The following is a 25,693-nucleotide window of genomic DNA, read 5'->3' as shown; positions in this document are numbered from 1 at the left end:
CTCATGGTCACGTTGCCACTCTTGACGGCCGGGGACGTGCCTGCGGGAGGGAATCATGGCCGGTGACAGCCTCGACGTGGACGTCAGGGAGCAGAACGGTGTGCTCGTCGTCCGGTTCAGCGGCCGCCTCGACTGGTCGACCTACATGCGCGTGCAGGACGTTCTGCTCGACTGCGCCACCAAGGAGCTCGTCGGCGTCGTCGTGGAGCTCGACGGCCTCGTGGCGGAGTCGCCCGCGCTGCTCGTGGTGTTCGACGTCGTGTGGCTGTCCGCGGCGCGCTGGCCGGGCATCTCGCTGAGCCTGGTCGTCAGTGACCATCTGCTGCGGTCGGTGCTGGAGTCACGCGGTCTCCCCCGGCACATCCCGATGCACCAGACGACCGCCGCCGCACTGGCCTCCGTGGTGCGGCTGCGGCACGAGGACCGGGTGGACGCGGCGCTGCCGACGTGCCGCTGCCTGCCGCACGTGGCCGAGCGGATCACCGAGCGCGCGTGCGAACGGTGGGGCGTCCAGTCGTTGCTCGACGTCGCTCCGCAAGTGGCCGTTGAACTCGTGTCGCACGTCGAGGACGAGAGCCCGTTGGCGCTGTTGCTGCGCATGCGCAACGACAAGATGTCCGTTGCCGTACGCACGACCACACGCTTCGACCTCAGGCAGTGGCACACGATGCGGCGCAACGTCGCGTCGATCGCCGTCTGCAACTTCACCATGGGAGAGACGCCGGCCGGTGGCGGGCGGAGCATCATCTGGGCGTTGCTCGACGTACCGGAGGACAGCCAGCGGCCCCCGAGCTACCTCCCGGAGGCCGCCGTCTTCACCCACCAGGCTTAAGACTTCCGGGTCGTTCTACTGGGCGCGGGCAGCCGCGATGCTGGTACGGCACGCGCGCACGACCTGACGGTTCGCCGCCGTGTCCGGGGTGCGTGTGCCGCACGTCGGACAGAAGAGTTGTGCGGTCGTCTCGTCGACGAACACCTCGAGAGGGCTGCCGCACGGCCGGCACCAGCGATGCCCGGTGACGGGGATGACGTGGTCCGGGGAGGCCACACACTGGTGCAACCAGCAGCGATGCCACCCGCAGGTCACTCGGGCGTGGGGGTCGAGACCGAGCTCCTCCGCCAGGTCCTCGGCACCGAGGACAGCGGTCAGAGTCGCGTCTTCGGCCTCGAAGGAGGTCACCAGCCGCAGGTGCGCGCGTCGCCTCATACCCAGCACCTTGCTCCGTCAACCAGCCCAGGTATACCCGCATAAATACCTGTTTAATCGCCGCTTCGGCCGAATTCCAACCGGCGCGGAACCCTCTTCTCACCCCGACGTGTGCGCCCTACGCTTCGGTCAGTCGACGCGGCGCAGAGGTATTCCAGATGGCTGATCCTGCGTATTTCCCTCCCCCGCACTCCGCCCGCATCGGGATGAGCGATGTGGAACAGCTGGAGTCGCAGACGCATTCGCTGAGGTCGGTGGACTACCAGTACGGCGGAGGGGCGTGCAGGGATGCCGTCGTCGTGCGGATCTACTGGGCACAGCAGCTGCTGGCGGCTTCGGCTTCCGAGGTGGTGCGGGCCCGGCTGCTGTCCGCCGTCGCCGATCTGCACAACCTGGCGGGGTGGACGTCGTTCGACAGCGGCCAGGTCGGGGCCGCCTACCACCACTTCGATCGTGCCCTGGAATTCGCGCGCCACGACGAAGACCTGACCACCAACATCGTTTACCGGCGTGGGCGCGTACATCTGCACCACGGCGCACCGGGCGATGCGCTGGCGTACTTCCAGAGGGGTGCGTTTGCGCCATTGGCGTCGAGCATCATGCATTCGAACGAGGCATGGGCTTACGCCCGCCAGGCCCGTCCCACCGAGGCGTTGCGTGCGCTGGGCAAAGCACAGGACGCGTTCGCGCGCGCGGACCTGTCACACGTGCCGGACTGGGCCCGTTTCCACGACGAGACCGACCTGACGGCGATGATCGGAACCGTCTACGCAGAGCTCGGTGACACCCGGCACGCGATCCCCGCGCTGTCGTCCGCCATCGAGCAGTTCGGGCCGGCGATGGCGCGGAGCTGGACGTTCTGCCTGATCGCGCTGGCCTCGTGCCACTTCCTCGACGGTGACGACGACCAGGGCCAGACCGTGGCGATGCAGGCGATCAGCGCCGCCGAGGGGCTGCGTTCCGAACGGGTGTGGGACCGGATGCGGCCGATGATGCAGGCAGCGGCCGCGCGCGGGGTCTCGTTGCGCTGAGTCTTTGCAGAACCCGAACATTCGGCGGACTCGGTCCTGATGGTGCTCGGTCATCGTTCTGTGCCATGAACATTTCGCGAATCGGCGGGCTTGTGACGGGGATGATGCTGTTGGGCGCTGGGACCGCGTCCGCGCAGGAACCGATCACGATCAGCCCGGAGAAGGTGCAGCAGATCTGCTCGCAGCGGGTGCCGCGGGTCGAGGCCAGGGTCAAGGCGCTGACCGACCGCATCAACGGCAGCCCCGAGACGCTGGGCTCCAAGAAGTGGATCGAGCAGAAGGCGGCCGATGCTCGCGCGGCAGGCAACACGGCCCGTGCGGACGTGCTGGACGCCCGGCTGAAGCTGCGGGACGCGCAGCTGGTGAAGCTGTCGAAGGCCGGCGAGCGGGTCGCCAAGTTCAAGTCCGAGCACTGCGGGTCGAAGTGAGGTGGGTTGCCGCCGCGTTGCTGGTGGTGTCGCTGACGGCGTGCCGGGGCGAGGCTCCTGCGCCGGACCTCGATGATGTGGAATCAACGCTGAACAGCATCGAATCGGACACCAACCAGCCGGGGTGAACGCGTGGAACGTGGCCTGGTGCTCGTCGTGGAGGACGAACCGGCGATCGCCGAACTGGTCGCGCTGTACCTGCGGCGCGACGGCTTCGGCGTGCAGGTCGAGTCCTCGGGGGACGCGGCACTGGCCGCGGTCCGCACCCTCTCTCCCGTCGCCGTCGTGCTGGACGTCGGCCTGCCGGGCATGAACGGCATCGAGGTCTGTCGCGCGCTGCGGGCCGCGGGCGACTGGACCCCGGTGCTGTTCGTGACGGCCCGCGACGACGAGGTGGACCGGCTGCTGGGCCTGGAACTGGGCGCCGACGACTACATCACCAAGCCTTTCAGCCCGCGCGAACTGGCTCTGCGCGTCCGGACCGTCCTGCGCCGCTCCTCCGGCGTTGCGCAGGAAGTGCTGCAGGTGGGTTCCGTGCGGATCGACGTGGGTGAACGGCGCGCGTTCGCCGGTTCTGCCGAAGTGTCTTTGACCTCAACGGAGTTCGGCCTGCTCGCCTACCTGATGAAGCACCCGCGTCAGGTGTTCTCGCGTGAGCAGCTGCTGAGCGCCGTGTGGGGCTATGCGTCCGTCGCCGGCACGCGCACGGTGGACGTCCACATCGCCCAGCTGCGCGCCAAGTTCGGCGCAGCGAGTCCAATTCGGACAGTGCGTGGCGTCGGCTACTCGGCGGACGCGTCATGAACCTGGCCGCCCGGATCGCCTTGCTGTGCCTGGGAGTCGCGTTCGTCGCCGTCCTGGTCGCCGGCGTGGTGTCGACCCGCCTCGTCCTCTCGACCTCGCAACAGGTGAGCCGCGAGATCCTGCGCTCCCAGGCCGACGTGGTGGCGGGTCAGATCTCCAACAACCGCGTCGAACAGGTCCTGGAAGGCCAGGGCATCGCGATCGTCCGCATCTCCCCTTCCGGCGAGCTGTCCGGCACGGACAGGGCCGCGGTGCGCGCAGCCCGTGAGGCCGATGTCGGTCGCGTGCTCAACGGCCGGCCCGTGACCGGTGTGAGCGGCCGCCTGAACGTGGAGGCCCGCGCATCGGGAGCCGGCGGCTTCGCCCTGGTGCAGGAAACCGAAACCAGCAACACGTACCGCAAACTGGTCCGCAACATCATCTTCGCCCTGGGCATCGGCCTCGTCGTCGCCTGCCTGGCCGGCCTGGCCCTCGGCACGTTCCTGGCCCGCCCGCTGAAACGAGTGGCCTCCGTGGCCCACTCGATGAGCACGGGCCGCCGAGACCTCCGCGTCCCGGTCTCCGGAACCCACGAACTGGCCGAGGTCGCCACGTCCGTCAACGAACTGGCGGATGCCTTGCAGCGCAGCGAATCCCGCCAACGCGACTTCCTGCTCTCCGTCTCCCACGAACTCCGCACCCCGCTGACCGCCGTGACGGGCTTCGCGGAGTCCCTGGCGGACGGCGTGGTCACCGGCGAGCAGGTCGCCCCGGTCGGCACCGTGATCCTCGACGAGGCCCGCCGCCTGGACCGCCTGGTGACCGACCTCCTGGACCTGGCCCGCCTGGGCGCCGACGACTTCCGCCTGGACCTGGCGGACGTCGCCCTGGAACCCGTCGTGCGCTCGGCCGCCGAGGTCTGGCACGCCCGCTGCCACGCACGCGGCGTCCTCTTCACGCTGGACGTCACCGCGTCCCCGGTGGTGCGGGCCGACGCCCGTCGCCTGCGCCAGGTCATCGACGGCCTGATGGAGAACGCGCTGCGCGTGACCCCGTCCGGCCGACCTGTCGTGCTCGCCCTGTCGTCGGTGCTGGAGGTGCGCGACGGCGGGCCGGGGCTGGCGCCGGGGGACTACGCCGTGGCGTTCGACCGCGGCGTGCTGCACGCGCGGTACCAGGAGTCGCGGCCGGTCGGGACCGGGGTCGCGCTCGCGTTGGTGCACGGCCTGGTGACGCGGATGGGCGGGACGATCAAGGCGGGCCCGGCGCCGGAGGGCGGGGCCGCCTTCACCGTGACGCTGCCGCCGCGCTAACACGATCGGGTGACAACGCGATCTGTCCACCATGGGGGACACGACCGCATGGCTCATGTTGGCGGCTGGCACCGACCGATCGCGCGCGAGCAACGACGGGTACGACGACTCACCGTCCAGCCACTACAGCTGGGACGACAAGGTCGCGAACCACGCAGGCCCGCAACCTGGCCACGTCATCGTGTTGTGGGACAAGAAGCGCCTGCTCGGCGCCTCGGTGATCGAATCGATCAGCCACGGTCAGGGACGCAAGGCGACCTACCGCTGTGTGAAGTGCGACAGCACGAAGGTTGAGCCTCGCAGCACGATGTCCCCTCCGATCAAGTGCTACGCCAAAGAGTGCGGCGCCGAGTACGAGGTCGACGAGCTGCCACCGCTGATGGTCGACGTCGTCACCTATCGCACGAAGCACGACGTGGACTGGATGGACCTGCACGGGCGGCTGAACGGCAAGCAGCTCCGCGAGTTGTGCGTGAAGCCCAAGTCGCAGCACAGCATCCGAGAACTCGACTACGACCGCTTCCGCGCGGCGATCGGCTCAGCACCCGCTCCGACCACACTGGCCAGGATCGAGGCGGCGAAGCAGGTGGCCAACGGGCACAGGAAGGCCTACGTGCGGGTGCGCGTCGGCCAGGGCGCGTTCCGCCACAACCTGTTGACCAGGTACGGCAACCAGTGCGCGTTCACCGGCAGCGCCCCGCCGGAGGCGCTCGAGGCCGCGCATCTCTACAGCTACGCCAAAGCCGCTGTGCACGAGGTCGACGGCGGGTTCCTGATGCGCCGCGACATCCACCGGCTCTTCGACGAGGGCCTGTTGGCGGTGCACCCGGAAACCCTGCACATCGACGTGCACCCGAGCCTGGCGATCTACGAGGAATACGTCAGGTTCCACAACCGGCCGTTGCACGCGAAGCCGACCGACGACCAGTGCAAGTGGCTGCGCGAGCACTGGGAGCAGACGCGCCCTACTTCGACTGGGGCAGCCTGACCTTCTTCTTCACACCCGGCGAAGAAGGCGGCGGCACCACGGGCCCGATGTCCCCGTCCGGAGCCTCGTCCAGATCCACGATCACCGGCGCGTGGTCGCTGGGCCCGGTCCCCTTCCGCGCATGCCGGTCGATCCAGGCCGCCTTCACCCGAGGAGCGACGGAGGCCGAAGCCAGGATCAGGTCGATCCGCATCCCCAGATCGCGGTGGAACATCCCGGCCCGGTAGTCCCAGTAGCTGAAGATCCGCTCATCAGGCCACCGCTCCCGCACGACGTCGTGGAACCCGAGCGCCTGGATCGCCTGCAACGCGGCACGTTCCGGCTCGGTCACGTGCGTGTGCCCGACGTAGGCCTCGGGGTCGAAGACGTCGGCGTCGGTGGGAGCGATGTTGATGTCACCGCACACCACGGCGTCGGCGGGACCGGCCTCCAGGACATCGCGCAGGGCCGCTAGCCATTCCAGCTTGTACTTGTAGTGGTCCGACTCGGGCTCGCGACCGTTCGGCACGTACAGCGAGTGCACGCGCACACCGCCGCACGTGGCGGCCACGGCCCGGGCCTCGACGTGCGGGAAACCGGGTGCGCCGGCCACCCCCACCGCGACGTCGTCCAGGCCCACGCGGGACAGCAGCGCCACGCCGTTCCACTGCGTTTCGCCGAACAGCGCTGCCTCGTAGCCGCGCTCCCGCAGCGGTTCGCCGAGCAGGGCGGTGAAGGCCTCGTCGGCCAGCTTGGTCTCCTGCAGGCACACGACATCCGGTTTGCGCTGGTCCAGCCAGGGCAGCAGCCTCGGCACGCGCTGCTTGACCGAGTTCACGTTCCACGTCGCCACTCGCACGTGTTCAACCGTAGTCACGGAGGCTCAAGCGCGCATCGAACGGCGCGGGCCGGCGCAGTCCGCGGGCGGCCACCCAGGCGATCGCCGGCAACACCGTGAGGGACAGCAGCGCCCACTGGAGGTTCGTCACCGCCGCGATCGCACCGACCACCGGCGCGGCCACCCCGCCGACGCTGACCGCGAGGCCCAGCGTGACACCGCTCGCGGTGCCGAGCCGGTTGGGCAGGTAGTCCTGGCCGAGCGTGGTGTGCAACGAGAACGGTGCGTAGAGAGCCACGGCAGCGAGCGCCACCATCAGGTACACAGCCGGTCCCGGCACCAACGCGATGCCCGCAACCGCAGGCACAGCAACGGCGTAAGACACGCGCACGACCCGGATCCGGCCCCATCGCCCGGCGAGCACACCACCGAGCAACGTGCCCGCCGCACCAACGCCGAACAGCACGACGAGCGCCGCCGACCCCGCGACGAGACCGCCGACCCGTTGCGTCACCCAGATGGCGAGGAACGTGCTGAGCCCGAACGTCACCATCGAGCGCGCAGTGACCACGACGGTCAGCCGTCCGAACTGCCCCCAGTCGTCCCGCCCGGTGTGCGCCACGACGTGCGCGGGTTCGCCGCGGACACCACGCAGGGCCAACGTCAAGGCGCCGCCGATCAGGGCGGGGATCATCAGCAGCGGACTGGCTTGCAGGCCGCCGAACGCCAGCACCGGCGTCACGAGCACCGGCCCGAGCGCGAACCCGACGTTGCCGCCGAGCGCGAACCAGCTCATCCCGATGTGGCCGTCCCTGGACACGCGGCGGGCGAGCCGGGCCGCCTCCGGGTGGTAGGCGGCGACCCCGAGGCCTGACAACGCGATCGCGAGCCAGGTGAAGAGGTACGAGTCACCCAGGCCGCACAACCCGATGCCGACGCCTGCGACCGTCATGCCGGCCGGGACCAGCCACGGCATGGCGCGCCGGTCGGTCAGGACGCCGAACAACGGTTGCACGACCGACGACAGCAACGTCGCGGCGACCGTGATGCCCGCCGCCGCGACGTAACCGTAGGACCGTTCGGCGACGAGGAACGGGACGATGGCGGGCACGGCTCCCTGGTAGAGGTCGTCCACCGCGTGACCCGCGACCAGGACCGTCATTCGCCATTTCGAGTGGTTCACACACCGATCGTGGCGTCGGTAGCGCCGTTCGCGATTCCGATATTCTGCCGATGTATGTCGAATTCTCGCCACCTGCCGGCAGCGCCGACCACGAGCCGCGAGCTGGCAGCCGCCGCCAGCGTCACGGCGCACTGGCACGACGAGAACCAGATCGTCTACGCCAGCAGCGGCGTCGTGGCCGTGCACACCGAGTCGTCCCGCTGGATCGCACCCGCCCACCGCGCGCTGTGGATCCCTGCCGGCACAGTGCATTCCCACCGCGCGTACGGCGTCACGCGGCTGCACTTCCTCGGCCTCACGCAGAACCCGCTGAAGCTCCCCGAGCCGACCGCACTCGCGGTCTCCCCTCTGCTGCGCGAACTGCTGATCGCCTACACCGGCTTGGACGACCGGGAAACCCCTGCCGGCAAACGAATGCGCGCAGTGCTGCTCGACCAGCTGGCCACCGCGTCCGAACGCCCCGTGCGCGTCCCCTCCGCACACGACCCGCGGCTCGCGACCGTCTGCGCGTTGCTCGAGACCGACCCCTCGGACTCACGCGGTCTCGAAGCGCTGGGCCGGGCAGCCGGCGCGAGCGGCCGGACGCTGACCAGGCTGTTCCGCGAGGACATGGGCATGACGTTCCCCCAGTGGCGCACGCAACTGCGCCTTTACCACGCCCTGCGTCTGCTGGCCGAAGGCCACCCGGTCACCGCGGTCGCCCAGCAGTGCGGGTTCGCCACCGCGAGCGCGTTCATCGACGTCTTCCGCCGCTCGCTCGGCCACACCCCCGGCTCCTACCTCTAGATCACGGAGAACACCTCCTCCGCCCGGTCCCGCTCGACGAACATCCGCCACGCGACCTCGGCGATGTCGTCCGGATCGAGGGTGCGCCCGGCCAGGTTGCCGAACTGCTCGGGCTTGCTCTCCACCACCTTGTGGATGTCACCGCGCTCGATGACCCCACCGATCGTGAGCGTGCCGACGTACACACCCTTGTCAGCGAGCGCCGCGTTGAGCGTCAACGCGTAGTTGCGCAACGCTGCCGACGAAAGGGCAAGCGCACCAAGCACCGGCATCGGCCGCACCGCACTGAGCCCACCGGCGAACAACAGGCCACCCTTGCGTTCGACCACACCGGGCAACACGCGACCGACGACGTCGATCGCCGGGTAGAGCCACTGCATGGCCACGTGCGCCTCGTCAGAGGTGGTCGACGTGATCTCCGCGGGCATGTCACCCAGATCCGTGGCACCAGGCCCGTAGTACACGACGTCGACCGGCCCGACTTCCTCCAAAGTGGACAACAACTGCTCACGATCACGGACGTCGACCGCAAACGCCTTCGCCTTCACTCCAGCCTCGACGAGCTCGGTCAGATACCCGTCGTGCCGCGCACTGCTCCGCGACACCAGCACGACGTCGTACCCCTCGCGCCCGAACCGGCGCGCGATCGACATACCCAGCCCAGGCCCAACCCCGAGCACAACTGCGGTGGGAGACATGAGGTTCCGTCCTTCCAAGCTAATTCGAGGGCACCCTCAACTTCCAGCCCCGACGCTACCACGAAAGTCGAGGCAGCCCTCGACTTAACCGCTGAGTAGGATCCGGCGCATGGTCACCGCGTCGAGGCCCCTGCGTGCGGACGCGGCACGCAACCGGGAGAAACTACTGGCAGCAGCCGCGCAACTGTTCGCGGAACGCGGCCTCGACGTGCCACTCGAACACATCGCCCGCCGAGCCGAGGTCAGCATCGGCACGCTCTACAAACACTTCCCGACCCGCGAGGCCTTCGTAGCGGCGATCTTCCCCGAACGCCTGGCCGCCCTGGACGTCATCGGCGAGAAGGCCCTCGCCACCCCCGACCCGTGGCAAGCCTTCGCCGGCTACCTCGAAGACCTCTACGCCCTGCAGGCCGAGGACCGCGGGCTCAACGACGTCCTGGCCCGCGACCTGCCCAACGCCCCGGAAGTCGTCTCGGCCTGTCACCGAGGCGCAGGCCACGCCGAAATCCTGATCGCTCGCGGCGTAGAGGCCGGCGTGCTACGCCCGGACTACTCGATCGCGGACGTGGCCACCCTGACCAGGGCAATGGCCCAGGTGATCAGGGACTCACCCAGCGAATGGCGACGCTTCCTGTCCATCTACGTCGAAGGCCTACGCACTCAATCCCCGTGAGCACACTCCCAAAGCCACACACCCTCGAAACCACGCGGCCCCAAAGCCGCACATCCCCCGAAACCGCGCAGTCCAACGCCGCATAGCCCCAAGGCCGCGCAGTCCCAAGGCCGCGCAGTCCCAAGGCCGCGCAGTCCCAAGGCCGCAGACCCCCGGAAGCCGCGTAGGCAAGGCCGCACATCCCCAAAGCCGCACACACCTCAAGGCCTCGCGGACGCAAGACCGCGCGGCGGCGCACTCAAACTCGCGAGGGCGCAAAGCGCCCGAGCCTGCGGGGGTCTGGGGGTCGCCCCCCAGAAGACAGCCACGGACGCCTGAGGTCCGCGCATGCTGCGGACATACGCCGCCCAAGTCCGTGGGGCAGGTCGGATTCGAACCGACAACCTGACAGGTAAGACGCGGCCTCTACCGGTATCTATCATCCCCTACCGACGCCTACTCCTACCTGCAGCGACACAGTCTTACGGCTGTCGTTCGGGAATGCTGGCAGTGGATTCCTCTCGTCATTAGGTGAGGGAAAAGTATGGAGATGATCATGCGCTCGTGACCACGTGACATCGAGGGCAAGCCTGTGGGCTGGTCGATGCCCCGAGGCATCGAGCTGTCCATAGGTGCGGCAGCCGAGCGCCCTGCCCCCTGTGCCAGGTGACCCTTTGGCGCTCGTCCCAGGTCTCGGCGCTCGCCAGTGCGGAGCATGCAACGTAACACCCTGCTCAGTTGGCCGATGTTCTACGTGCGAGTTCGGGCTCGCCGCCGTTCGTCAGTAGGGGGTCGGTGTGTCAGTGGCTTGGGGCACAGTGCCGGACTGGATTGCTGGGGTCAGCACCTTCGGTGCGTTGTGTGCCGCTACCGCCGCTGCCAAAGCTGCGTACAACCAGCTCACGCACCTGCGGCTCGACGAAAAGAAGCGCGTCGCTTCAGAGCGTCGACAACAGGCAGATCAAGTGTGCGTGTGGGTGGCTACGGACTCGACTGGTGCCCCCCATGTCTACTTCAACAACGCGAGCGGACTGCCGGTTTACGGCGTAACTGTTCGCTGCCGTGTGCCGTGGCATCGAACTGGCCCGTGGCCTGGGGTCGTTCACACAGAGTTTGGGACGCTCGGACCCACAGATGGGGCGGTGGCGCTCTACAAGGTGGATCAGGCCCTGTTGAAGACCGCTGAGGATCAGCTGGTGCTCGCTGATGTAGCCGGCTGTCACCGGTTCAAGGAAGGGTCTGAGCTTGCGAGCTGGCAGTGCGATACCTGGGGACAGCTTGTAGAGCGTGATGTGAATGTCGGTGTGGCCTTCCTCGATGCGGCAAGTGTGGCCTGGAGTCGAGAGACGGACGGAACGCTTACGGACCACCGCAAATTGGGACAGGCACAGGAAATGCTCTTGCCTAATGAGCTGCGAGCCAGTCCTCAGTGATGACAGCTCCCTTGCTCCAACTGGCCGTGCGCGATAGCGGATTGATTGCAAGGGGCCTCGCACCATCCCGTATGACCTGGCTCGCCCCAACCGCGCGTGTCAAGGGGGCACCTGTCGCTCGACCGGATCATGCGCTGGAACGGCCCCCTTGACACGTGTGGTTGCCCTCGGGGAGGTCATACGGGATCGTGCGTGCCCCGGCCCCCGCTGGAACGCGATGTGCCGGCACTTCCTCGCACCATTTTGGAGACCTGCCCGTCCGGCGAGGACATGTTTTGAAGTCTCCGCGGTTCCCTCCGGGGGCCGCTGGCCGTTCCTGTCCGACAGCGGTCGACCGGCGCGCATGCCTCGCCCGCCGTGCCCGGACGCCGGAGGCGGCCTTGGGCGCGGCGGAGAAAGAGGCGCGTCGGTCTGCCGTTGTCGGATGGGCACCAACGGCCAGCGGCCCCCGGAGGGGGCCGCCTTGATGAAGAAAAGAAACTCTGAACACGCCTACCGGTACTGCCACCCCTGGCCGGTTCCTCGGTACTGCTCAACGGAAATCGGGGAGACGCCTGGTTCCATGCGGTCGGTGTAAAGCATCCCGTGTAGATGATCGACTTCGTGTGCGACCAGTCGTGCGACGCCACGCTCGAAGTTCGTTATCCGGGTCTGGCCGTCGATATCGGTGTGCTCAACCTGGATCGCAAGAGGACGCGGGACCTTGCCTCGAACGTCAAAGAAGCTGAGGCACCCCTCGTACTGCTGGTCCTGCTCGACGGCCTCGTCGATCACGTGCGGGTTCAGGAGGGTGATCAGCTCTCCGTCTGGCGTGCGGACGATGGCTGCGGCTCGCCCGATTCCGATTTGAGGCGCAGCCACACCCATCCCCTTGCCGAACACGTGGACAGAGGCCACGCGCTCCATCGCGGACTGAAGCTGTGCGATCACGCGCCTGGCGTCCTCGGCTTCTGCCGGGAGCTCGAACGGCTTCGCGGCCTGGCGCAGGATGTCGTCGCCGTCTTGGACGATGCCAAGCTCGGTCATCTGCTCGCTTGGTGCCATCTGTACGTCCTGCGCCTCTCTCGCCTTGGAGCTGTCAGCCTTGAACCGCCATTCGAGGCGGTACCGCGCGTGCAGCGGCGGGTCCTCCGTGGCCCACGCGAACCGCACGCGGTCATCTTCCACGGTTCGCTGGATGGGGGTTCGAAACGGCAACGCCTCGGCGGTCATGGACGTCTCCATACCCCATGCGCTCGGCTGCATCGCGGCGGGGAAGTCGAGGCGCACGCTTAGGCGCTTGGTGGGCAGACGGACAGCGCGCTGGAACCAATGGCCCCACTTGGTTTCGCTGACGTTGTAGGCGTAGACGATCTCGGCGCTTTCGCCTGGATACAAGGGAAAGCGCGCATCGGCGTTCTCGAACAGCAACCAGACCTCTTTGAAGGCGTCGCGGTCGTGGCGCACCTTCCACAGCATGGGTTCGTCGCCGCACCATGCTTCGAGCTGGAGTTCCTCCCAGGTAAGCGGGTTATGGCGGTACAGCTCATTGGATCGGTCCGGATCTCCTGGGTACCGGTCGACCGAGATCCGCACCATGTAACGCGCCACGGGCTCTGTGCCGCCGTTGAATAGCCGCCGGCGCATCACCGGTCGGTACATGCCGTCCCGGTAGATCAGCTCCGCGTCGTCGTGCTCAACGATCAGGCTCGCGGTTGAGTCAGCGACCTCAACAGTCGGCTGCGGCGTCGTAGCTTCGACCCGCTTCGGGGCTGAGGCCTGCAAGGCTCGTCGGACCGCTCCCCCAGCTTGGAGTACTTCGTCCGCGCGCTTCGCGAATGCTGAGTTCGGACGCTCGGTACCGCTCTCGATCTTCGAGATGTAGGACCGGTCGTACCCCATCGCCTGCGCTAGCTTCGACTGCGACAGTCCGCGCACGTCTCGCCAGCGCTTCAGCTCGGCCACGAACGCGTCGGCCTCATCGGACATCGCTGCTGCTCCCCCGTGCGTGAGTGTGAGTGAGTGGTGAGTGAACGCGGCGCACACTCCCCGCACCCCGTTGACCAGCCGTTTGATGGGTCCATGACCGAATGGACAGCAGAGACATCACGACGGGGAGCCCTTGCCGTCGATCGCGTCGACTCTCTCGGCCAGAGCTGCAACCGTCTGGCGAAGGGCCGTCAGTTCCGCCGCGAGTTGCGCTACGGCTCCCGCCGGCGGCTGCGGCTCGGCATCAGGGATGACCTTGCTGACGAACACGCCGATGCCCGGCACGGTCTCCGCGTAGCCGCTGTCAGTAAGGGCGCGGATCACCCGCTGCACGGTGGCCGTGGTGATCCCATGCTCGTCAGCCATCTCTCGGATGGTCGGCAGCTTGGCTCCAGGCGCAAGTTTCCGCGCTCTGATCTTCTCGATGATCTTCGCCGCCACCTGCTGATACGGGTAGCTCCGGGCCGCTGGCTCACTCATGACCGCACTCTATCGAGCGCGTGCGAACCCGTGCTAGCTCACTCGATCGGACTATCCCAAGCCGTGCTAACCCGTGCTAGCTTTGTACTATCACGAGTTATCACGAACTAACACAGGAGGACAACATGGCTCTGCGCAACATCCCCGTCGTTCTGGAGTCCTACCGGCTGATGGTCACTGAGGCTCCGGTGATGAAGATGCGCAAGGACGACAAGTCCGGCGAGATGGTGCCGGCGACCGACTACAAGGGCGTGCAGCAGTTCGTGGTCGCGCTGTTCGCGAAGCCTCTCCCGAACGCGGAGGGCTACCAGGGCAAGGGTGAGGAAATCCGCGTGACCTTGTCTGCGGACCCCGGTGACGGGTTCGACGAGGGCATGTACGTGTCCCTGATCTCGCCCACGGTGTCGTTCTGGTCCAACGACGCCGGTTCGGGTCTGTCGTTCAAGGCTGCGGGTCTGGTTCCGCACGGTCAGGTGAGTGTGGCGGCCTGATCGTCCACTGTGCTCGGTTGCCCTGCCCGGTGAGGCCGGTCGCCCGTTTCGAGTCGGGCCAGGGTGCGGAGATCCACGTTTTGCCAGGGGATTGGCCTGCCGCCCGTTCGAGTCGGGCATAGAAACGCGCGATTGCGTTCTTTGAGAATTCCACAGTGTGTTGAGCCATGCCAAAAACAGTGCCGGATTGTTCGGCGATGTCAGGCCCGAGTTCATTTTTTCCTGACACCTGCCGTGCATCCCGTGAATGCTATTCGCGGCTGGTGACGATGCGGACCTTCGTGCCGTACTCGGCTGCAATCGCGTAGAGGTCGTTCAGTGTGTCGACGGGCAGTTTGCCGTCCGGCCTCTCGATGGTCCACGCGTGGGTGGGTTTCTGGTAGATCGCGCCCGTTGCTTTCACGGCTTCTTTTTGCTCGTCCCAGCGTGGGCCGTCTATCGGGGCGAGTACCACCCTGATCAGGGTGAGGTCGTCATTGTTGTCCATGCGGTGATCGTTCCAGTTCACCGGTCGTGGGGTGTTCGTCCGTTCGAGTGTCGTCAACAACAGTGGGAGTGTGCAGTGACTGAGAAGAACAGTGACCGTCTGAGCCGCGCGGAGATCGAGGCGCTGCGTGATGGCGCTACTCCGTTCTGGTACGGCGGAAGCGCTCAGACGATCGTGTCGTTTCTGGCGGGGCCGGACGGCATGTGTATCACGCTGACGTGTTTCGGTGAGCCGGGTGAACCGGAGATGTCCACGGTGGTGCCGTGGAAGGAGTTCGGCACGATCGCGGCGGATGTGCCGCTGATGCTGGCGTCGGGTGAGGCCTCGGTGGCGTCGGGCCGGTCGGTGCATTGCAGGTCCGTGACTGGACCGGGTGGTGACGTGCGGTGAGCGCTGATCTGTTCGGGAACGAGGTCGAGCCCACTGCCGTGCCTGTGGTCACTGCGAGGCCTGCGGTCAATGACCTGCGGGTGGTGACCGAAGTGCTCAACCGGGCAGTGAGCGAGTCCGGCTATGTGGTCGCAGGGGCGGCTCGTCGCGTGTTTCGGCGGGTCGACAAGGACAAGATTTCTCGGGTGCCCGCCTGGGAGTCGAACGCGGTCGTGCAGTTGGTCGACAACGGTCAACTCACGATCGGCGGATCTCACCTGTTGCGCTGTGGTGCGGTGCGTCAGTCGGTGAATTCGGTGCTCGTGCCGAAGTCCACGCGGCTGATGCTGTCGCGGTGGAACGCGCTCAAGCCGCTCAACAACTCGAATTCGTCCGAGAAGAAAGGTGCATGACCAATGGTGGTTCAGGCGTACAACGCGCACGCGATCAAGAAGTACAGCGAGTTCGTGAACGCGATCAACTTCGCGACGGAGCAGCTCGCGCCGCTGGAAACGCTGATCAACCGGATGAAGTCGGGTAACGCGCTGCCCGGTGACTGGCGGGTGCCCAAGCCCGACGAGTTGCGCAAGGAGTTGTCCCAGGCGCGCAAGGACTTGGAGGACCTCAAGGAGCATGCGGTCAAGTACGAGATCGAGTTGAAGTCTCGTGAGTGGAGGGTCTGATGTCTCAACAGCTCAACAACGCCCTGGAGGACGTGGGCAAGTCCATGTCCACGCTGCGGATCGCCATCAAGGGCATTCCGGTTCGCCGGGAAGGGTTCAAGGACCTGCACGACCAGTTTGCGCGGTCGGTGGCGACGTTGACCACGCACATGTCCTACGCCCGCGTGCTGCTCGATGAGGAAGCCGCCGAGCGCCGCAAGCGTCGCCGTCGGCGTTGAGGGGAGGGTCTGATGTCGCACCAGCTCCGCAACGCTCTCGACGATGTCAGCAAGTCCATGACAGGGCTGCGGATCGCGGCCAGGGGTATCCCGGTCCACCGGGAGGGCTTCAAGGGCCTGCACGACCAGTTTGCGCGGTCGGTGGCCACGTTGACCACGCACATGTCCTACGCCCGCGTGTTGCTCGACGAGGACAAGGCGGATCGTCGTCGAGGTGGTGGCTGCTCTCACGCCGTGTTTTCGGTGGTAGGCGGTCCGACTCTCTACGACGTTCAGTGCGAGAAGTGTTTCCAGTGGTGGGCCAGGGAGACGCCTCACCCACCTCGGTAGTACCCCGGTTCTTCGGCAACGGCCGATCACCCCAACTTGGGCTGGTCGGCCGTTGCCGTTCTCTCACAACACTTTCGGAGGTTGCGATGTCCAAGCGTTCCCGTGGTAAGTCTGCTCGTTCGCAGGGTATGGAGTTCGCGGCGGTGGTGTGGGCGGTGCGTCACCCCGGTTCGGTGGCCGCTCCGTCGGCGCTGGTGGCGTCGCTGTCCCAGTTCGGCCTTACCACGACTGGCGTGGTGCTCGGTGGCGCTGCTGCGGGTCTGGGCGCCTGGTACCGGGCGCACCCGGACACCTTCGACACCTACGCGGCCCCGGTGCTGCGTGCGTGGCGTCGCCGCTGGGCCGGCGCGTACACCGGTCGCCGCTGGTCGGATCTGATGGGCTCGTGCGGCCTGACGCGAACACACCCGCGTACCGGGCAAGTCCTGGTGCCTCGGGTGATCCGGGTGCGGTCGTGGTCGTCCTCGGTGGACACGGTGCGGGTGCGGCTGGTGCACGGCATGTCGTTCAAGGCGTTCGTGGACGCGGTCGATGACCTGGCGGACACCCTCAAGGCCGAACGGGTCGCGGTTGAACGCTCGGCCCCTGGCGAGGTGGTGCTGATCGTCCAGCGTGACGAGCCGTTCGCGTACGTCATGCCCTCACCGGAACTCGCGGAGGATGTGGCCGACGTCGACCCGATGTCGCTGTACGTGGGTGAGGACGAGTTCGGCCGCGAGTACCGCGAACCGTTGTACGGCACGCACTTCCTCCGCGCGGGCGAGACCGGTTCGGGCAAGAACTCGCTCCCGGCGCAACGCCTGCGGGCGGCTGCTCCGCTGATCCGGGCCGGTCTGGTCCGGCCGTGGGTGATCGACCCGAAGATGCTGGAGTGGGGTTGGCTCAAGCCCGTTCTTGACGGTCGCTACGCCGACAACCCCGGCGACGGGCTTGAACTGCTGGACGCCTTCGTGGCGAACATGGCGCGCAAACAGAAGCGCATGCAACGCGCCAAGCTCCGCAAGGCTCCGGTCTCCCAGGAGTTCCCGATCGACTGGCTGATCTTCGACGAGATCGGCTACGCGATGGCCTACCAGCCCGACTACGCACACGCGATCTGCGGCCAGACCGCGATCATCGCCTCGACCGGCCGCACCACGCACGACGTGATCGAGGCGTTGGTGCAGGAGCCCACCAAGGACACCGTGCCGGTCCGCGAGCTGCTGCCGCACCGCGTGTGCCTGCGCGTCTCCAGCTCCAGCCACCCCGACATGGTCCTCGGGGACGGCATGCGGGCACGCGGCGCGGTCGCCGACGAACTGCCGCAAGGTGAGGAGTTCGCCGGCATCGGGTTCGCCCGCGCTCCCAAGACCCGCCAACCCCGCCGCGTCCGCGTCGCCTACACCGACGACGCGCAGTGCGACGAACTGGTGTCGTACCTCAAGGAGCCGACCACGCTCCGCGCGGTCTCCTGACCCTCTCCGCTCTCTGTCCACTTCGAACCTCTAGGAGGGCTGTTCGTCATGCCTGCCAACGACAACCGTTCACTGGATCGCATCTTGCGGACGGTGCGCGGACACATTCGCACCTACAACCTGCCCCGGCCGGATCGCCTGGTCATCTCCACCCGGTCCCGCTCGGTGCATGCCGAGTTCACCTCGGGTACGGCGGTCGACCGGTTCGCGGCCGTGCTGCTGTGGACCGCCACCCTGCACGGCAACGAGTTCGGCCTCACCTACGGCTGGCGCGATGACGTCCGCCTCGCCGCCACCGGCCGGACCGGCACGGGCATCGGGATCGGCCTCGCGTGCTCGGGCTCGGTGTTCGAGCTGGGCGGCACCGTCGAGGAACACGACGGCCTCAACGGCAGGGAACACCGGTTCGCCAACCTGCCAGGCCTGCCCACCCTCGCAGAGGCCCGCACGGACCTGGCCTCCTTTGACGAACTCGCGCGCCTCGTGGCGTCGGCCCGCTCCGTCGTTCCGGTCGCTGCGGAGGTGGCGGCGTGAACCCCCACGACCACCCCGGCTACGTCGGCACGCGAGCGCTGATGCTCGCCCTGTTCGGCCCCTCCGGCACCCCGCCTGCCTGGCGTGTGGACGCCGCGTGCGCGGGGGAGGACACCGAACTGTTCTTCACCAACGACACCGCCGATCAGGCGCTGTCGCTCTGCGCGGGCTGCCCGGTGATCGAGCAGTGCCGCACCGATCACACCGCCTGGGAGACCCGCACGCGGTCCCGCCGCTTCTACGCGGCTGGCGTCGTCGCCGGGACCACCGGCTCAGAACGCAACCAGACCTACTACCCCCGCACCAACCCCGCCACCCGGAAGGAAGTCGCTTAGCCATGGACGTTCAGCTCGTCATCCCCGTCACCCGCAAGACCCCCGCCCGTGCCCTCGGCATCGCGCTCACGGTGTTCGCCGGCCTCGCCGTCATGTGGCTGCTCGTCGGCCTCATCGGTACCGCCGTCCTCGCCGTGGAGCTGTTCCTGCTCGGACGGCTTCTCCATCGCGCCGCTAACGGCAAGTAGCTGTGCCCACGTCAACCCGCTCAAGGAGGTGAACCCTCGTGAAACTGTTCAAGCGCAACAAGAACACCGCACCGACCCGTGCCGTGCGGCGGCTGCGGCACCAGCTTGATGAGGCACGCGACGTGCACGCGCTCACGGCCGATCCGCTGCTGAACGCGGTCACCGCCGACCGGTTCCGCACCTCGGTCACCCGGTCGCTGTGGCTGTTCCTCGCGATCGGCCTCGGGTTCACCACCACCGGCGTGCACGACTTCCTCGCCGGACGGCTTCCTGTCACCGATCCACTGTGGTGGGGAGCCTGGCTGGTGGAACCGGCCCTCGCGGGCATCCTGATCACCCTGCTCCGGTGGGAGTCGGAGATGCTCGCGCAGGGCCAACCCGTCCACGACGGCCCCGTGGTGAAGCTCAAGCGGCTGCTACTGGCCGCGACGCTGGTCACCAACGTCTGGTCCGCCGTGTCCCCCTCGGCAGGCCCGGTCAGCGCCGGCAACGTGTTCCTCCACATCGTCATCCCCGTCGTGGTGTTCCTGCTCGCCGAGGTCATGCCGATCGTTCAACAGCGCTGCGTGGCCGTGCGAGACGCGGCCCTCCGAACGGTTCCGGCGGCCTCACCGGCTCAAGCCACACCGGCCGCACCAGCGGATACCGAGGTCACCGCTGTCATCCCGCGAGTGACCAGCATGAACGCCGACCGCTTCGCGGGCCTGCGGCTCCCGCCCGCCATGCGCAGCACCCTCACCACGCGCATGGACGAACTCGGACGGCCCCTCACCGCACCCGAGGTCGCCGAACTCCTGCGACTGCCCGCCGACTTCGCCGCACGCGTCGCCGACCAACTCGCCGCCTGACCACGAGCAGGACAACCCCTCGCCTGCTCCACATAAGGGCGGGACACGGCCCACTCCCTCGACCGTGTCCCGCCCTTCTCGTTTCCCGCAACCACAAGGAGATCCCGTCATGAACGTGAAGCTGAGCAGGGACCTCGGCCACGGATCGTGGGCCGGAGGAACCGTTACCTACCGCGTCACCGTGAACGGCACCTGGATCGGCTGGGTCGGCGACGGACGCCACTGGCGTGGCTGGCGCTACGGCGGTCGCCGCTGGTGGGCCTGCTGGCGTCAGGACGGCGACACCGCCGCCCGCTGGTGCTCCGACCTCGACTACCTCACCCGCGCCGTCGCCCTCGACGCGCTGCTCGTCATCACCGACGCCCACAACCTCACCTGATCGCCCGCACTTCCTTATACGCCAAAGAAAGGAGGCCTGTCGTGGTGCTGCCCGGAAATCCTCACACCACCCTGGAAGACCGCATTGCCCGCAAGGTCGCCTCACCCGGCTACCGCGAATGGCGTGCCAAGGTCACCGCCACCAACGGTTGCGCCGTCCCTGTGCGCCTGTTCGGCGCGTGGCAGTTGCACGACGCCACCTCCCGCAAGGTGCTGGCCCACCACGGCGGCGAGATCTTCGTGCCCTGCGGCAACCGACGCTCCGCTGTCTGCCCCACCTGCTCGGACCGCTACGCCGCCGACGCCTACCACCTCATGCACGCAGGCCTCGCGGGCGGCTCCAAGGGCGTCCCGACCACGGTCACCGACAAGCCGCGGGCGTTCGCCACCCTCACCGCACCCTCGTTCGGCGCGGTGCACAATCGCTTCACCGCGTCCAATGGCAAGACCCGCCCGTGTACCGGCTGCGGCGAGTACCACCACCAGGCCGACCCGCGCATCGGCACCGCTGTCGACCCTGACGGCTACGACTACGAGGGCTCGGTGCTCTGGCAGGCCAACGCCGGCGCGCTGTGGCACCGCTTCCGCATCGCTCAACCGCGAGCTGGCCAACGCCGCAGGGCTCAAGGTTCGGGAGTTCGCCGACCACGCCCGGCTGTCCTACGCCAAGGTCGCCGAATACCAGCGGCGCGGTCTCGTGCACTTCCACGCCGTAGTGCGCGTGGACGGCCCGGACGGTCCCCACGACCGCACCCCGTCGTGGGTCACCAGCGAACTCCTCGACGCCTGCATCAAGGCCGCTGCCGCCTCGGTGAAGCTCACCGTTCCCCGCCCGGACGGCGTCGCCCTCGACCTGCGGTGGGGCTCGCAGGTCGACGTCCGCCCGATCCGCGCGAACCATGCCCACAAGGTCGAGGACGCGGACGGCTCGATCAGTGAGACCCGCCTTGCCGCCTACGTGGCCAAGTACGCCACCAAGACCACCGGCAAGACGGACGGCACAGACCGGCCGATCCGGTCGCAGCTCTGCATTGACCACGCCAAGGTCAGTGACCACCACCGCCGCATCATCCAAACCGCCTGGGACCTCGGCGGCCTCCCGCAGTACGCGGACCTCAAGCTGCGCCGCTGGGCGCACATGCTCGGCTTCCGAGGCCACTTCCTGACGAAGTCCAAGCACTACAGCACGACGTTCAAGTCCATTCGCGACGAACGCCGCGCCTTCCGCCACAACGAAACCCTCGAACGCCTCGGCCTCGAAGCCGACTCGGTCCTCGTCATCAACGACTGGGCCTACCAGGGCAACGGCTACGACACCGACGCAGAACGCGAACTCGCCAGCGCACTGGCCGGCCGCATCCGCGACAACCGACGACGCAAGTACGAACAGGAGACACACCAATGAGCAAGCTATGGACCATCAAGGACGTCGCCGACTTCCTCGGCATCCCCGTCCAGACCCTCTACCAGTGGCGCACAAGGAAGTACGGGCCACCGGGCCGCCGCATCGGTAAGTACGTCCGGTACATCCCAGATGAGGTCATCGCCTGGTTCGACGCCCAACCGAACGGAGTGAGCTGATGGGACGGAGGCCGCTGGATGTCGGCACGTACGGCAAGATCCGCTTCTACTCCACTTCGACGGGTTGGCGGGCCACAACCAAGTTCCGCGACTACGACGGCATTACGCGACCGGTGGAACGGTCCGGCAGAACGAAGACGGCGGCTGAGAGGGCTTTGAAAGAAGCACTGCGCGATCGCACAGCACCCGCTGAGGAAGGAATGATCACTGCGGAGAGTCGGTTTCGTGAGGCGGCCGAGGTGTGGCTTACCGAGTTCCGCGCAGCCGTCGCTGTCGGCACTCGTTCCCCCACCTCACTGGAGACCTATGAAGGCCGTTTGAATGGGGTCGTCCTTCCGGCCATCGCTGAACTGAGGATGCGCGAGTTGACGGTGGCACGGATCGGAAGGCTCCTGACCACAGTGCAGAGCCGACAGAGCGCCGCAAGCGCCAAGACGGTACGCACCATCGTGTCGGGTGTGTGTGCTGTGGCTGTTCGGCATGGTGCTTTGAGGGCCAATCCTGTGCGGGACGTTGCTCGGTTGGAAGGGCGCAAGACGCCGTCACGAGCGCTGGCCGAGGACGAGATGGCGGATCTCCTGGCGAAGCTAGACGCCGATGAGGTCGCGGTTCGTCACGATCTGCCCGACCTGGTCCGTTGGTATGCGGGTACAGGTGAACGGACTGGTGAAGGTCTCGCGGTGCATTGGTTTCACCTCGATCTGGACGCCGGCACCGTGGACTGGGCAGGCAGCGTCATCCGAGTCAAGGGTGAGGGTCAGCGGATCAACGAGGGCAAGACTGAAGTGTCCAAGCGCGCTTTGGCCCTTCCCCCGTGGTTGGTAACGATGTTGCGAGACCGCCGGCGTCGGCTCGCAGAGAGGTTCAACGTCGCGGAGGACGAGTTGGAGGGGCCGGTCTTCCCGAACTCGCTCGGCACCCTGCGCGACAAGGAGCAACACGTTGGCCAGGTGGCGGGAATTTCGGCAGCGCGCCGGATATCCGTGGGTCACGTTCCGTACGTTCAGGCGGTCAGTCGCCACGATCTTGGATGACGCTGGCCTGTCCGCTCGGCAGATCGCAGATCAGCTCGGGCATTCGAAGGTGTCGACCGCCCAGGACGTCTACATGGGGCGTCGGGTGACGAGCCGCCGGGCTGCTGACGCGCTGAACGCGGTTAAGTGGTCGCCCTCATAAAGTGAGAGAAAAGTGTGGGGTGATCTTGGTTGATGACGGATCACCCCCACTGACCAGCAAGTACGTGGGGCAGGTCGGATTCGAACCGACAACCTGACAGATTATGAGTCTGCTGCTCTGACCGGTTGAGCTACTGCCCCCTCGCAGCGGCGAACCACACACGCTAACGCTGCGTGGTGGAGGATACCGATCACGCCGAACGGCCCTTGCGCGCCCCCGTGGCGAGCGACACATAGGCTGCACGCGTGCGTTTGACCCTCCGCGACTTCACTCCGGCGGACGAGCCCGAGGTGCTGCGGCTGTTCGCCGACTGCGACGACTGGTTCCAGGCTGCCACGGGTCACCCGTCCGGGCCCGGTGACGTGCAGAGCCTCTTCTACGCGTTGCCGGAGGGTGCGCGGTTCGAGCAGAAGCAGCTGCTGGTCGCCGAGGCGCAGGGCATGATCGGGTTCGTGGACCTGGTGCTGGACCACCCCGAACCGGGGCACGCCAGCATCCGGTTCTTCCTCGTGCCGAGGGATCTGCGGAGGTGGGGCATCGGCAGCGAGATGGCCAGGGCGCTCACCGAGCGCTACCCGGGCATCACGCACGTGCACGTGGGTCTCACGAACTTCAAGCCCGGCAACGAGTTCCTCAAGGCCCTGGGGTTCACGCTCAATGGTCAGCGCGCGGTGTTGGAGATCGCCCCGAGGTCCGAGGGCCGGTAGCCGACGGGATAGCCGGGGTAGGTGCGGTTGGGCGTGCTCGTGAGCTTCAAGGCCTTCCGCACGGGCATCCGGCGGACCACGAGAGCCCGCACGCGCAACGCCAACCGCCCGAGAACCCCGACCCAGGGTGGCGGCGCGGCGAACCCGAACGCGCGCACCATCGAAGGGGCCAGCATCGCGACCACGGCCCGTGAGACCACCGGCTTCAGCACCTGCGGGTACCACGAGCAGAACAGGTCCAGCGTGTACTGGCCGATGCGGTGGTTCGACTCGGCGAACACGAAGTGCTGCTTCTCGTAGGCCGCCTTGAAGGCACGGAACTCGCCGAAGTCCGACGGGATGTCCCGGATCCCCATGCGGGAGCCGACCGCGCGGTAGAAGTGGAACGCGGCCAGCTGCTCGTTGTGCGTCAACGGCCGCCAGCCGTACTGCTGGATCCAGTCGAGAGGGTCGTAGATGAACGTCGAGAGCACGTACAGCATGTCGTCGTTGGAGATGTCGTAACGGCCGTGCTGGCGATTGACGACGCGCAACGCCTCACGCCCGCGCGGGGAGTCGTAGCCGTGCTCGACGAGCTCCGCCATCAGCACGGCGGTGTCGTCGTAGCGCTTCTGCGGGCGGCGTTCGAACTCGCCGGTGCGCTCCAGCAGGCCCGAGATCGTCGGGACGCAGTACGTGCGGAAGAGCGCCAGCTCCAGCGACTTCTGGTAGTCCCACGGGAACTCGAGGCCGGCGGAGATCCGCACGATCTCCTCGTGGTCGGCGACGGGGTCGAGCGACGAGATGCGGCGGAGGTTCGTGAACCGGGGCATGGACCCAAAGTCACGCAGGACCCCCGAAACCAAAAGACCCCAGTCGGATGACTAGGGTCTTGGAAGCTCCCCCAACTGGACTCGAACCAGTAACCCTGCGATTAACAGTCGCATGCTCTGCCAATTGAGCTATGGGGGAATGTTCTGTTGTGTCTTGCCCGTCAGGCTTGGTTCCTCCTGACAGTGGGTAACTCTACATGAGCCTCAAAACGGGTTCTGCAACCACCCCCCACTTTGCGGCAAAATAGGCCCTGACCAGGCACGATGTGAGAGGAGACCCGCATGAAGGGCATCTTGGTCGGTGCGGCGATCGGCTACGTGCTCGGCGCGAAGGCCGGACGAGAGCGCTACGACCAGATCGTGCGCCTGTGGCACCGCTTCATCGAGAACCCCACGGTGCGCAAGACGGCGAGCCAGGCCAAGGACAAGGCGTTCGAGGCCGCTCACCAGGCAAAAGACCTCGCGGCGGACGCTGCGGAGAAGGCCGCCGAGAAGGCGCCGTGGCGCCACCAGGAGGAGGCCAACGGCCGCACCGTCGCGCCTACGGCCACGCCTCGGGCGTGATGATCTTCACACCTGCGCCACCACGAAGATCCGCCTGAACGGGAACCACGTGGTGCCGTCGGCTCGCTCGGGGTACGCCTCGCGCAGCCGCGGCGCCAGTTCCGCGACGAACGCCTCCCAGTCCGATGAGGACAGTGCCGCGCGCACCGGCCGCAAAGCCGTGCCGGTGACCCATTCCAGCACGGGATCGGGGCCGGAGAGCCGCTGCACGTACGTGGTTTCCCAGGCGTCCACAGAGGAGCAGCCGGCCAGCAGTTCGGCGTACTCCACGGGATCCAGAACGGGTTTCTCCGCGCGGAAGACGTGCGCCAGCGACGGTCCGGCGACCTCGCGGATCAAGCGGTGCGAGGGGTCGGAGTAGTTGCCGGGCACCTGGAACGCGAGCCACGCGCCCGCGGGCAGCGAGGTCGCCCACTTCGACACGATCGAGGGATGTGACGCGACCCACTGCAGCACCGCGTTGGACACCACGACATCGGTGTCCGGCAACGGTTCCCACGTCGTCACGTCGTCCACACGTGCCTCCACGCCGGCGGCACGAGCGGCCTCGACCATCTCGGAGGACGAGTCGAACGCCTCCACGACAGCCGAAGGCCAGCGCGACGCCAGCGACAAGGTCAGATTGCCGGGCCCGCAGCCCACATCCACCACGCGGCGCGGGGACTCGGCCCCCACGCGCGCCACAAGCTCGTAGAACGGCCGCCCCCGGTGATCGGCGAAGGCCAAGTACTGCGCCGGATCCCACATACGGCTAACAGTACACGCGTACTG

General features: G+C 67.3%; 35 protein-coding genes, 2 tRNA genes and 1 pseudogene. 27 read left to right on the top strand and 11 right to left on the bottom strand.

Going from position 1 to position 25,693, the window contains the following annotated elements:
• Positions 1 to 55 precede the first annotated feature (55 nt).
• On the top strand, positions 56 to 832 hold the full coding sequence (locus tag C8D87_RS29295) for an STAS domain-containing protein (protein ID WP_109641234.1): 777 nt from the start codon (positions 56 to 58) through the stop codon (positions 830 to 832).
• A 15-nt stretch (positions 833 to 847) separates the two neighbouring features.
• Here the strand turns inward: C8D87_RS29295 and C8D87_RS29290 are convergent, their stop codons facing one another.
• Positions 848 to 1,207 (bottom strand): hypothetical protein, encoded by a 360-nt coding sequence (locus tag C8D87_RS29290; protein ID WP_112229131.1) that lies wholly within the window; start codon positions 1,205 to 1,207, stop codon positions 848 to 850.
• Positions 1,208 to 1,365: 158 nt separating this feature from the next.
• Here C8D87_RS29290 and C8D87_RS29285 point away from each other — a divergent pair, with 158 nt between their 5' ends.
• From C8D87_RS29285 to C8D87_RS29265, 5 genes are all read left to right on the top strand, one after another.
• A complete protein-coding gene (locus C8D87_RS29285; RefSeq protein ID WP_146771903.1) occupies positions 1,366 to 2,238 on the top strand; it encodes a tetratricopeptide repeat protein in 873 nt (290 codons plus the stop codon).
• Positions 2,239 to 2,303: 65 nt separating this feature from the next.
• On the top strand, positions 2,304 to 2,666 hold the full coding sequence (locus tag C8D87_RS29280) for a hypothetical protein (protein ID WP_146771902.1): 363 nt from the start codon (positions 2,304 to 2,306) through the stop codon (positions 2,664 to 2,666).
• A 132-nt stretch (positions 2,667 to 2,798) separates the two neighbouring features.
• Positions 2,799 to 3,470, top strand: a complete 672-nt coding sequence (locus C8D87_RS29275; RefSeq protein ID WP_233442351.1) for a response regulator transcription factor — start codon at positions 2,799 to 2,801, stop codon at positions 3,468 to 3,470.
• Entirely contained in the window at positions 3,467 to 4,762 is a 1,296-nt protein-coding gene (locus tag C8D87_RS29270) for a HAMP domain-containing sensor histidine kinase (protein WP_112229128.1), read from the top strand. Before C8D87_RS29275 ends, C8D87_RS29270 begins: the two co-directional genes overlap by 4 nt.
• Positions 4,763 to 4,793: 31 nt before the next feature.
• Positions 4,794 to 5,750: an HNH endonuclease gene (locus tag C8D87_RS29265; RefSeq protein ID WP_112229127.1), complete on the top strand. Its 957-nt coding sequence runs from the start codon at positions 4,794 to 4,796 to the stop codon at positions 5,748 to 5,750.
• On the opposite strand, the gene C8D87_RS29260 is transcribed toward C8D87_RS29265, so the two are convergent.
• Both C8D87_RS29260 and C8D87_RS29255 read right to left on the bottom strand, forming a co-directional pair.
• Entirely contained in the window at positions 5,728 to 6,588 is an 861-nt protein-coding gene (locus C8D87_RS29260; RefSeq protein WP_233442350.1) for an exodeoxyribonuclease III, read from the bottom strand. The two genes, C8D87_RS29265 and C8D87_RS29260, sit on opposite strands and share 23 nt — an antisense overlap.
• A 4-nt stretch (positions 6,589 to 6,592) precedes the next feature.
• Complete coding sequence (locus tag C8D87_RS29255; RefSeq protein WP_112229125.1) at positions 6,593 to 7,729, bottom strand: MFS transporter; 1,137 nt, start codon at positions 7,727 to 7,729, stop codon at positions 6,593 to 6,595.
• Between the two features lie 75 nt (positions 7,730 to 7,804).
• Here C8D87_RS29255 and C8D87_RS29250 point away from each other — a divergent pair, with 75 nt between their 5' ends.
• Complete coding sequence (locus C8D87_RS29250; protein WP_112229124.1) at positions 7,805 to 8,536, top strand: AraC family transcriptional regulator; 732 nt, start codon at positions 7,805 to 7,807, stop codon at positions 8,534 to 8,536.
• On the opposite strand, the gene C8D87_RS29245 is transcribed toward C8D87_RS29250, so the two are convergent.
• The gene (locus tag C8D87_RS29245) at positions 8,533 to 9,234 is read right to left on the bottom strand and encodes an SDR family NAD(P)-dependent oxidoreductase (RefSeq protein WP_112229123.1); all 702 of its coding nucleotides are present in this window, start codon (positions 9,232 to 9,234) and stop codon (positions 8,533 to 8,535) included. The genes C8D87_RS29250 and C8D87_RS29245 overlap by 4 nt on opposite strands.
• Positions 9,235 to 9,343: 109 nt before the next feature.
• On the opposite strand from C8D87_RS29245, the gene C8D87_RS29240 reads away from it, so the two are divergent.
• Positions 9,344 to 9,907 (top strand): TetR/AcrR family transcriptional regulator, encoded by a 564-nt coding sequence (locus C8D87_RS29240; protein WP_109641220.1) that lies wholly within the window; start codon positions 9,344 to 9,346, stop codon positions 9,905 to 9,907.
• Positions 9,908 to 11,028: 1,121 nt separating this feature from the next.
• Entirely contained in the window at positions 11,029 to 11,319 is a 291-nt protein-coding gene (locus C8D87_RS45335; RefSeq protein ID WP_146771901.1) for a hypothetical protein, read from the top strand.
• A 492-nt stretch (positions 11,320 to 11,811) separates the two neighbouring features.
• Here C8D87_RS45335 and C8D87_RS29235 read toward each other — a convergent pair whose 3' ends face one another.
• Both C8D87_RS29235 and C8D87_RS29230 read right to left on the bottom strand, forming a co-directional pair.
• Positions 11,812 to 13,287, bottom strand: coding sequence for a peptide deformylase (locus C8D87_RS29235; RefSeq protein WP_112229122.1), 1,476 nt, complete (start codon positions 13,285 to 13,287; stop codon positions 11,812 to 11,814).
• A 117-nt stretch (positions 13,288 to 13,404) separates the two neighbouring features.
• The gene (locus C8D87_RS29230; RefSeq protein ID WP_112229121.1) at positions 13,405 to 13,767 is read right to left on the bottom strand and encodes a GntR family transcriptional regulator; all 363 of its coding nucleotides are present in this window, start codon (positions 13,765 to 13,767) and stop codon (positions 13,405 to 13,407) included.
• A gap of 125 nt (positions 13,768 to 13,892) precedes the next feature.
• Between C8D87_RS29230 and C8D87_RS29225 the strand changes: the two genes are divergently transcribed.
• Positions 13,893 to 14,258, top strand: a complete 366-nt coding sequence (locus C8D87_RS29225; protein ID WP_112229120.1) for a hypothetical protein — start codon at positions 13,893 to 13,895, stop codon at positions 14,256 to 14,258.
• 250 nt (positions 14,259 to 14,508) lie between these two features.
• Here the strand turns inward: C8D87_RS29225 and C8D87_RS29220 are convergent, their stop codons facing one another.
• On the bottom strand, positions 14,509 to 14,745 hold the full coding sequence (locus C8D87_RS29220; RefSeq protein WP_215732523.1) for a hypothetical protein: 237 nt from the start codon (positions 14,743 to 14,745) through the stop codon (positions 14,509 to 14,511).
• Positions 14,746 to 14,820: 75 nt separating this feature from the next.
• Between C8D87_RS29220 and C8D87_RS29215 the strand changes: the two genes are divergently transcribed.
• From C8D87_RS29215 to C8D87_RS48050, 15 genes and pseudogenes are all read left to right on the top strand, one after another.
• Positions 14,821 to 15,135 carry a hypothetical protein gene (locus C8D87_RS29215; RefSeq protein WP_112229118.1) on the top strand — a complete coding sequence of 105 codons (315 nt, stop codon included), beginning with the start codon at positions 14,821 to 14,823 and terminating at the stop codon, positions 15,133 to 15,135.
• Complete coding sequence (locus C8D87_RS29210) at positions 15,132 to 15,527, top strand: hypothetical protein (RefSeq protein ID WP_112229117.1); 396 nt, start codon at positions 15,132 to 15,134, stop codon at positions 15,525 to 15,527. Before C8D87_RS29215 ends, C8D87_RS29210 begins: the two co-directional genes overlap by 4 nt.
• 3 nt (positions 15,528 to 15,530) lie before the next feature.
• Positions 15,531 to 15,797 carry a hypothetical protein gene (locus tag C8D87_RS29205; RefSeq protein WP_112229116.1) on the top strand — a complete coding sequence of 89 codons (267 nt, stop codon included), beginning with the start codon at positions 15,531 to 15,533 and terminating at the stop codon, positions 15,795 to 15,797.
• Positions 15,797 to 16,015 (top strand): hypothetical protein, encoded by a 219-nt coding sequence (locus C8D87_RS29200; RefSeq protein ID WP_112229327.1) that lies wholly within the window; start codon positions 15,797 to 15,799, stop codon positions 16,013 to 16,015. The genes C8D87_RS29205 and C8D87_RS29200 overlap by 1 nt, the downstream gene beginning before the upstream one ends.
• Before the next feature lie 12 nt (positions 16,016 to 16,027).
• Complete coding sequence (locus C8D87_RS47140) at positions 16,028 to 16,345, top strand: hypothetical protein (protein ID WP_215732522.1); 318 nt, start codon at positions 16,028 to 16,030, stop codon at positions 16,343 to 16,345.
• A gap of 128 nt (positions 16,346 to 16,473) precedes the next feature.
• Entirely contained in the window at positions 16,474 to 17,799 is a 1,326-nt protein-coding gene (locus C8D87_RS29190; RefSeq protein WP_233442349.1) for a cell division protein FtsK, read from the top strand.
• A 93-nt stretch (positions 17,800 to 17,892) separates the two neighbouring features.
• Positions 17,893 to 18,333, top strand: a complete 441-nt coding sequence (locus C8D87_RS29185) for a hypothetical protein (RefSeq protein ID WP_233442348.1) — start codon at positions 17,893 to 17,895, stop codon at positions 18,331 to 18,333.
• A complete protein-coding gene (locus tag C8D87_RS29180) occupies positions 18,330 to 18,668 on the top strand; it encodes a WhiB family transcriptional regulator (RefSeq protein ID WP_112229113.1) in 339 nt (112 codons plus the stop codon). The genes C8D87_RS29185 and C8D87_RS29180 overlap by 4 nt, the downstream gene beginning before the upstream one ends.
• A 2-nt stretch (positions 18,669 to 18,670) precedes the next feature.
• Complete coding sequence (locus tag C8D87_RS29175) at positions 18,671 to 18,856, top strand: hypothetical protein (protein ID WP_109629186.1); 186 nt, start codon at positions 18,671 to 18,673, stop codon at positions 18,854 to 18,856.
• 38 nt (positions 18,857 to 18,894) lie between these two features.
• The gene (locus tag C8D87_RS29170; RefSeq protein ID WP_170166623.1) at positions 18,895 to 19,704 is read left to right on the top strand and encodes a hypothetical protein; all 810 of its coding nucleotides are present in this window, start codon (positions 18,895 to 18,897) and stop codon (positions 19,702 to 19,704) included.
• A gap of 109 nt (positions 19,705 to 19,813) precedes the next feature.
• The gene (locus C8D87_RS29165) at positions 19,814 to 20,083 is read left to right on the top strand and encodes a hypothetical protein (RefSeq protein WP_112229112.1); all 270 of its coding nucleotides are present in this window, start codon (positions 19,814 to 19,816) and stop codon (positions 20,081 to 20,083) included.
• Positions 20,002 to 21,487 (top strand): annotated as a pseudogene (locus C8D87_RS49270) (replication initiator). Before C8D87_RS29165 ends, C8D87_RS49270 begins: the two are co-directional and overlap by 82 nt.
• Positions 21,484 to 21,663 carry a helix-turn-helix transcriptional regulator gene (locus C8D87_RS29155; RefSeq protein ID WP_112229111.1) on the top strand — a complete coding sequence of 60 codons (180 nt, stop codon included), beginning with the start codon at positions 21,484 to 21,486 and terminating at the stop codon, positions 21,661 to 21,663. Before C8D87_RS49270 ends, C8D87_RS29155 begins: the two are co-directional and overlap by 4 nt.
• A complete protein-coding gene (locus C8D87_RS29150; RefSeq protein WP_233442347.1) occupies positions 21,663 to 22,697 on the top strand; it encodes a site-specific integrase in 1,035 nt (344 codons plus the stop codon). The genes C8D87_RS29155 and C8D87_RS29150 overlap by 1 nt, the downstream gene beginning before the upstream one ends.
• On the top strand, positions 22,606 to 22,839 hold the full coding sequence (locus C8D87_RS48050) for a tyrosine-type recombinase/integrase (protein ID WP_233442346.1): 234 nt from the start codon (positions 22,606 to 22,608) through the stop codon (positions 22,837 to 22,839). The genes C8D87_RS29150 and C8D87_RS48050 overlap by 92 nt, the downstream gene beginning before the upstream one ends.
• Before the next feature lie 65 nt (positions 22,840 to 22,904).
• Here C8D87_RS48050 and C8D87_RS29145 read toward each other — a convergent pair.
• A tRNA-Ile gene (locus C8D87_RS29145) sits at positions 22,905 to 22,979 on the bottom strand.
• 105 nt (positions 22,980 to 23,084) lie between these two features.
• Between C8D87_RS29145 and C8D87_RS29140 the strand changes: the two genes are divergently transcribed.
• Positions 23,085 to 23,546, top strand: coding sequence for a GNAT family N-acetyltransferase (locus C8D87_RS29140; protein WP_112229110.1), 462 nt, complete (start codon positions 23,085 to 23,087; stop codon positions 23,544 to 23,546).
• Here the strand turns inward: C8D87_RS29140 and C8D87_RS29135 are convergent.
• Together C8D87_RS29135 and C8D87_RS29130 are read right to left on the bottom strand one after the other, a co-directional pair.
• On the bottom strand, positions 23,501 to 24,358 hold the full coding sequence (locus C8D87_RS29135; RefSeq protein ID WP_112229109.1) for an oxygenase MpaB family protein: 858 nt from the start codon (positions 24,356 to 24,358) through the stop codon (positions 23,501 to 23,503). The two genes, C8D87_RS29140 and C8D87_RS29135, sit on opposite strands and share 46 nt — an antisense overlap.
• Before the next feature lie 66 nt (positions 24,359 to 24,424).
• Positions 24,425 to 24,497: transfer RNA gene (locus C8D87_RS29130), tRNA-Asn, on the bottom strand.
• 143 nt (positions 24,498 to 24,640) lie between these two features.
• Here C8D87_RS29130 and C8D87_RS29125 point away from each other — a divergent pair.
• Positions 24,641 to 24,922, top strand: a complete 282-nt coding sequence (locus tag C8D87_RS29125; RefSeq protein ID WP_109641131.1) for a YtxH domain-containing protein — start codon at positions 24,641 to 24,643, stop codon at positions 24,920 to 24,922.
• A gap of 6 nt (positions 24,923 to 24,928) precedes the next feature.
• On the opposite strand, the gene C8D87_RS29120 is transcribed toward C8D87_RS29125, so the two are convergent.
• Positions 24,929 to 25,669, bottom strand: coding sequence for a trans-aconitate 2-methyltransferase (locus tag C8D87_RS29120; RefSeq protein WP_112229108.1), 741 nt, complete (start codon positions 25,667 to 25,669; stop codon positions 24,929 to 24,931).
• Positions 25,670 to 25,693 lie beyond the last annotated feature (24 nt).

This window comes from Lentzea atacamensis (assembly GCF_003269295.1).
Classification (GTDB): Bacteria; Actinomycetota; Actinomycetes; order Mycobacteriales; family Pseudonocardiaceae; genus Lentzea; species Lentzea atacamensis.
Note: the sequence above shows the minus strand (reverse complement) of the source record. Positions and strands in the feature narration are given on the sequence as shown.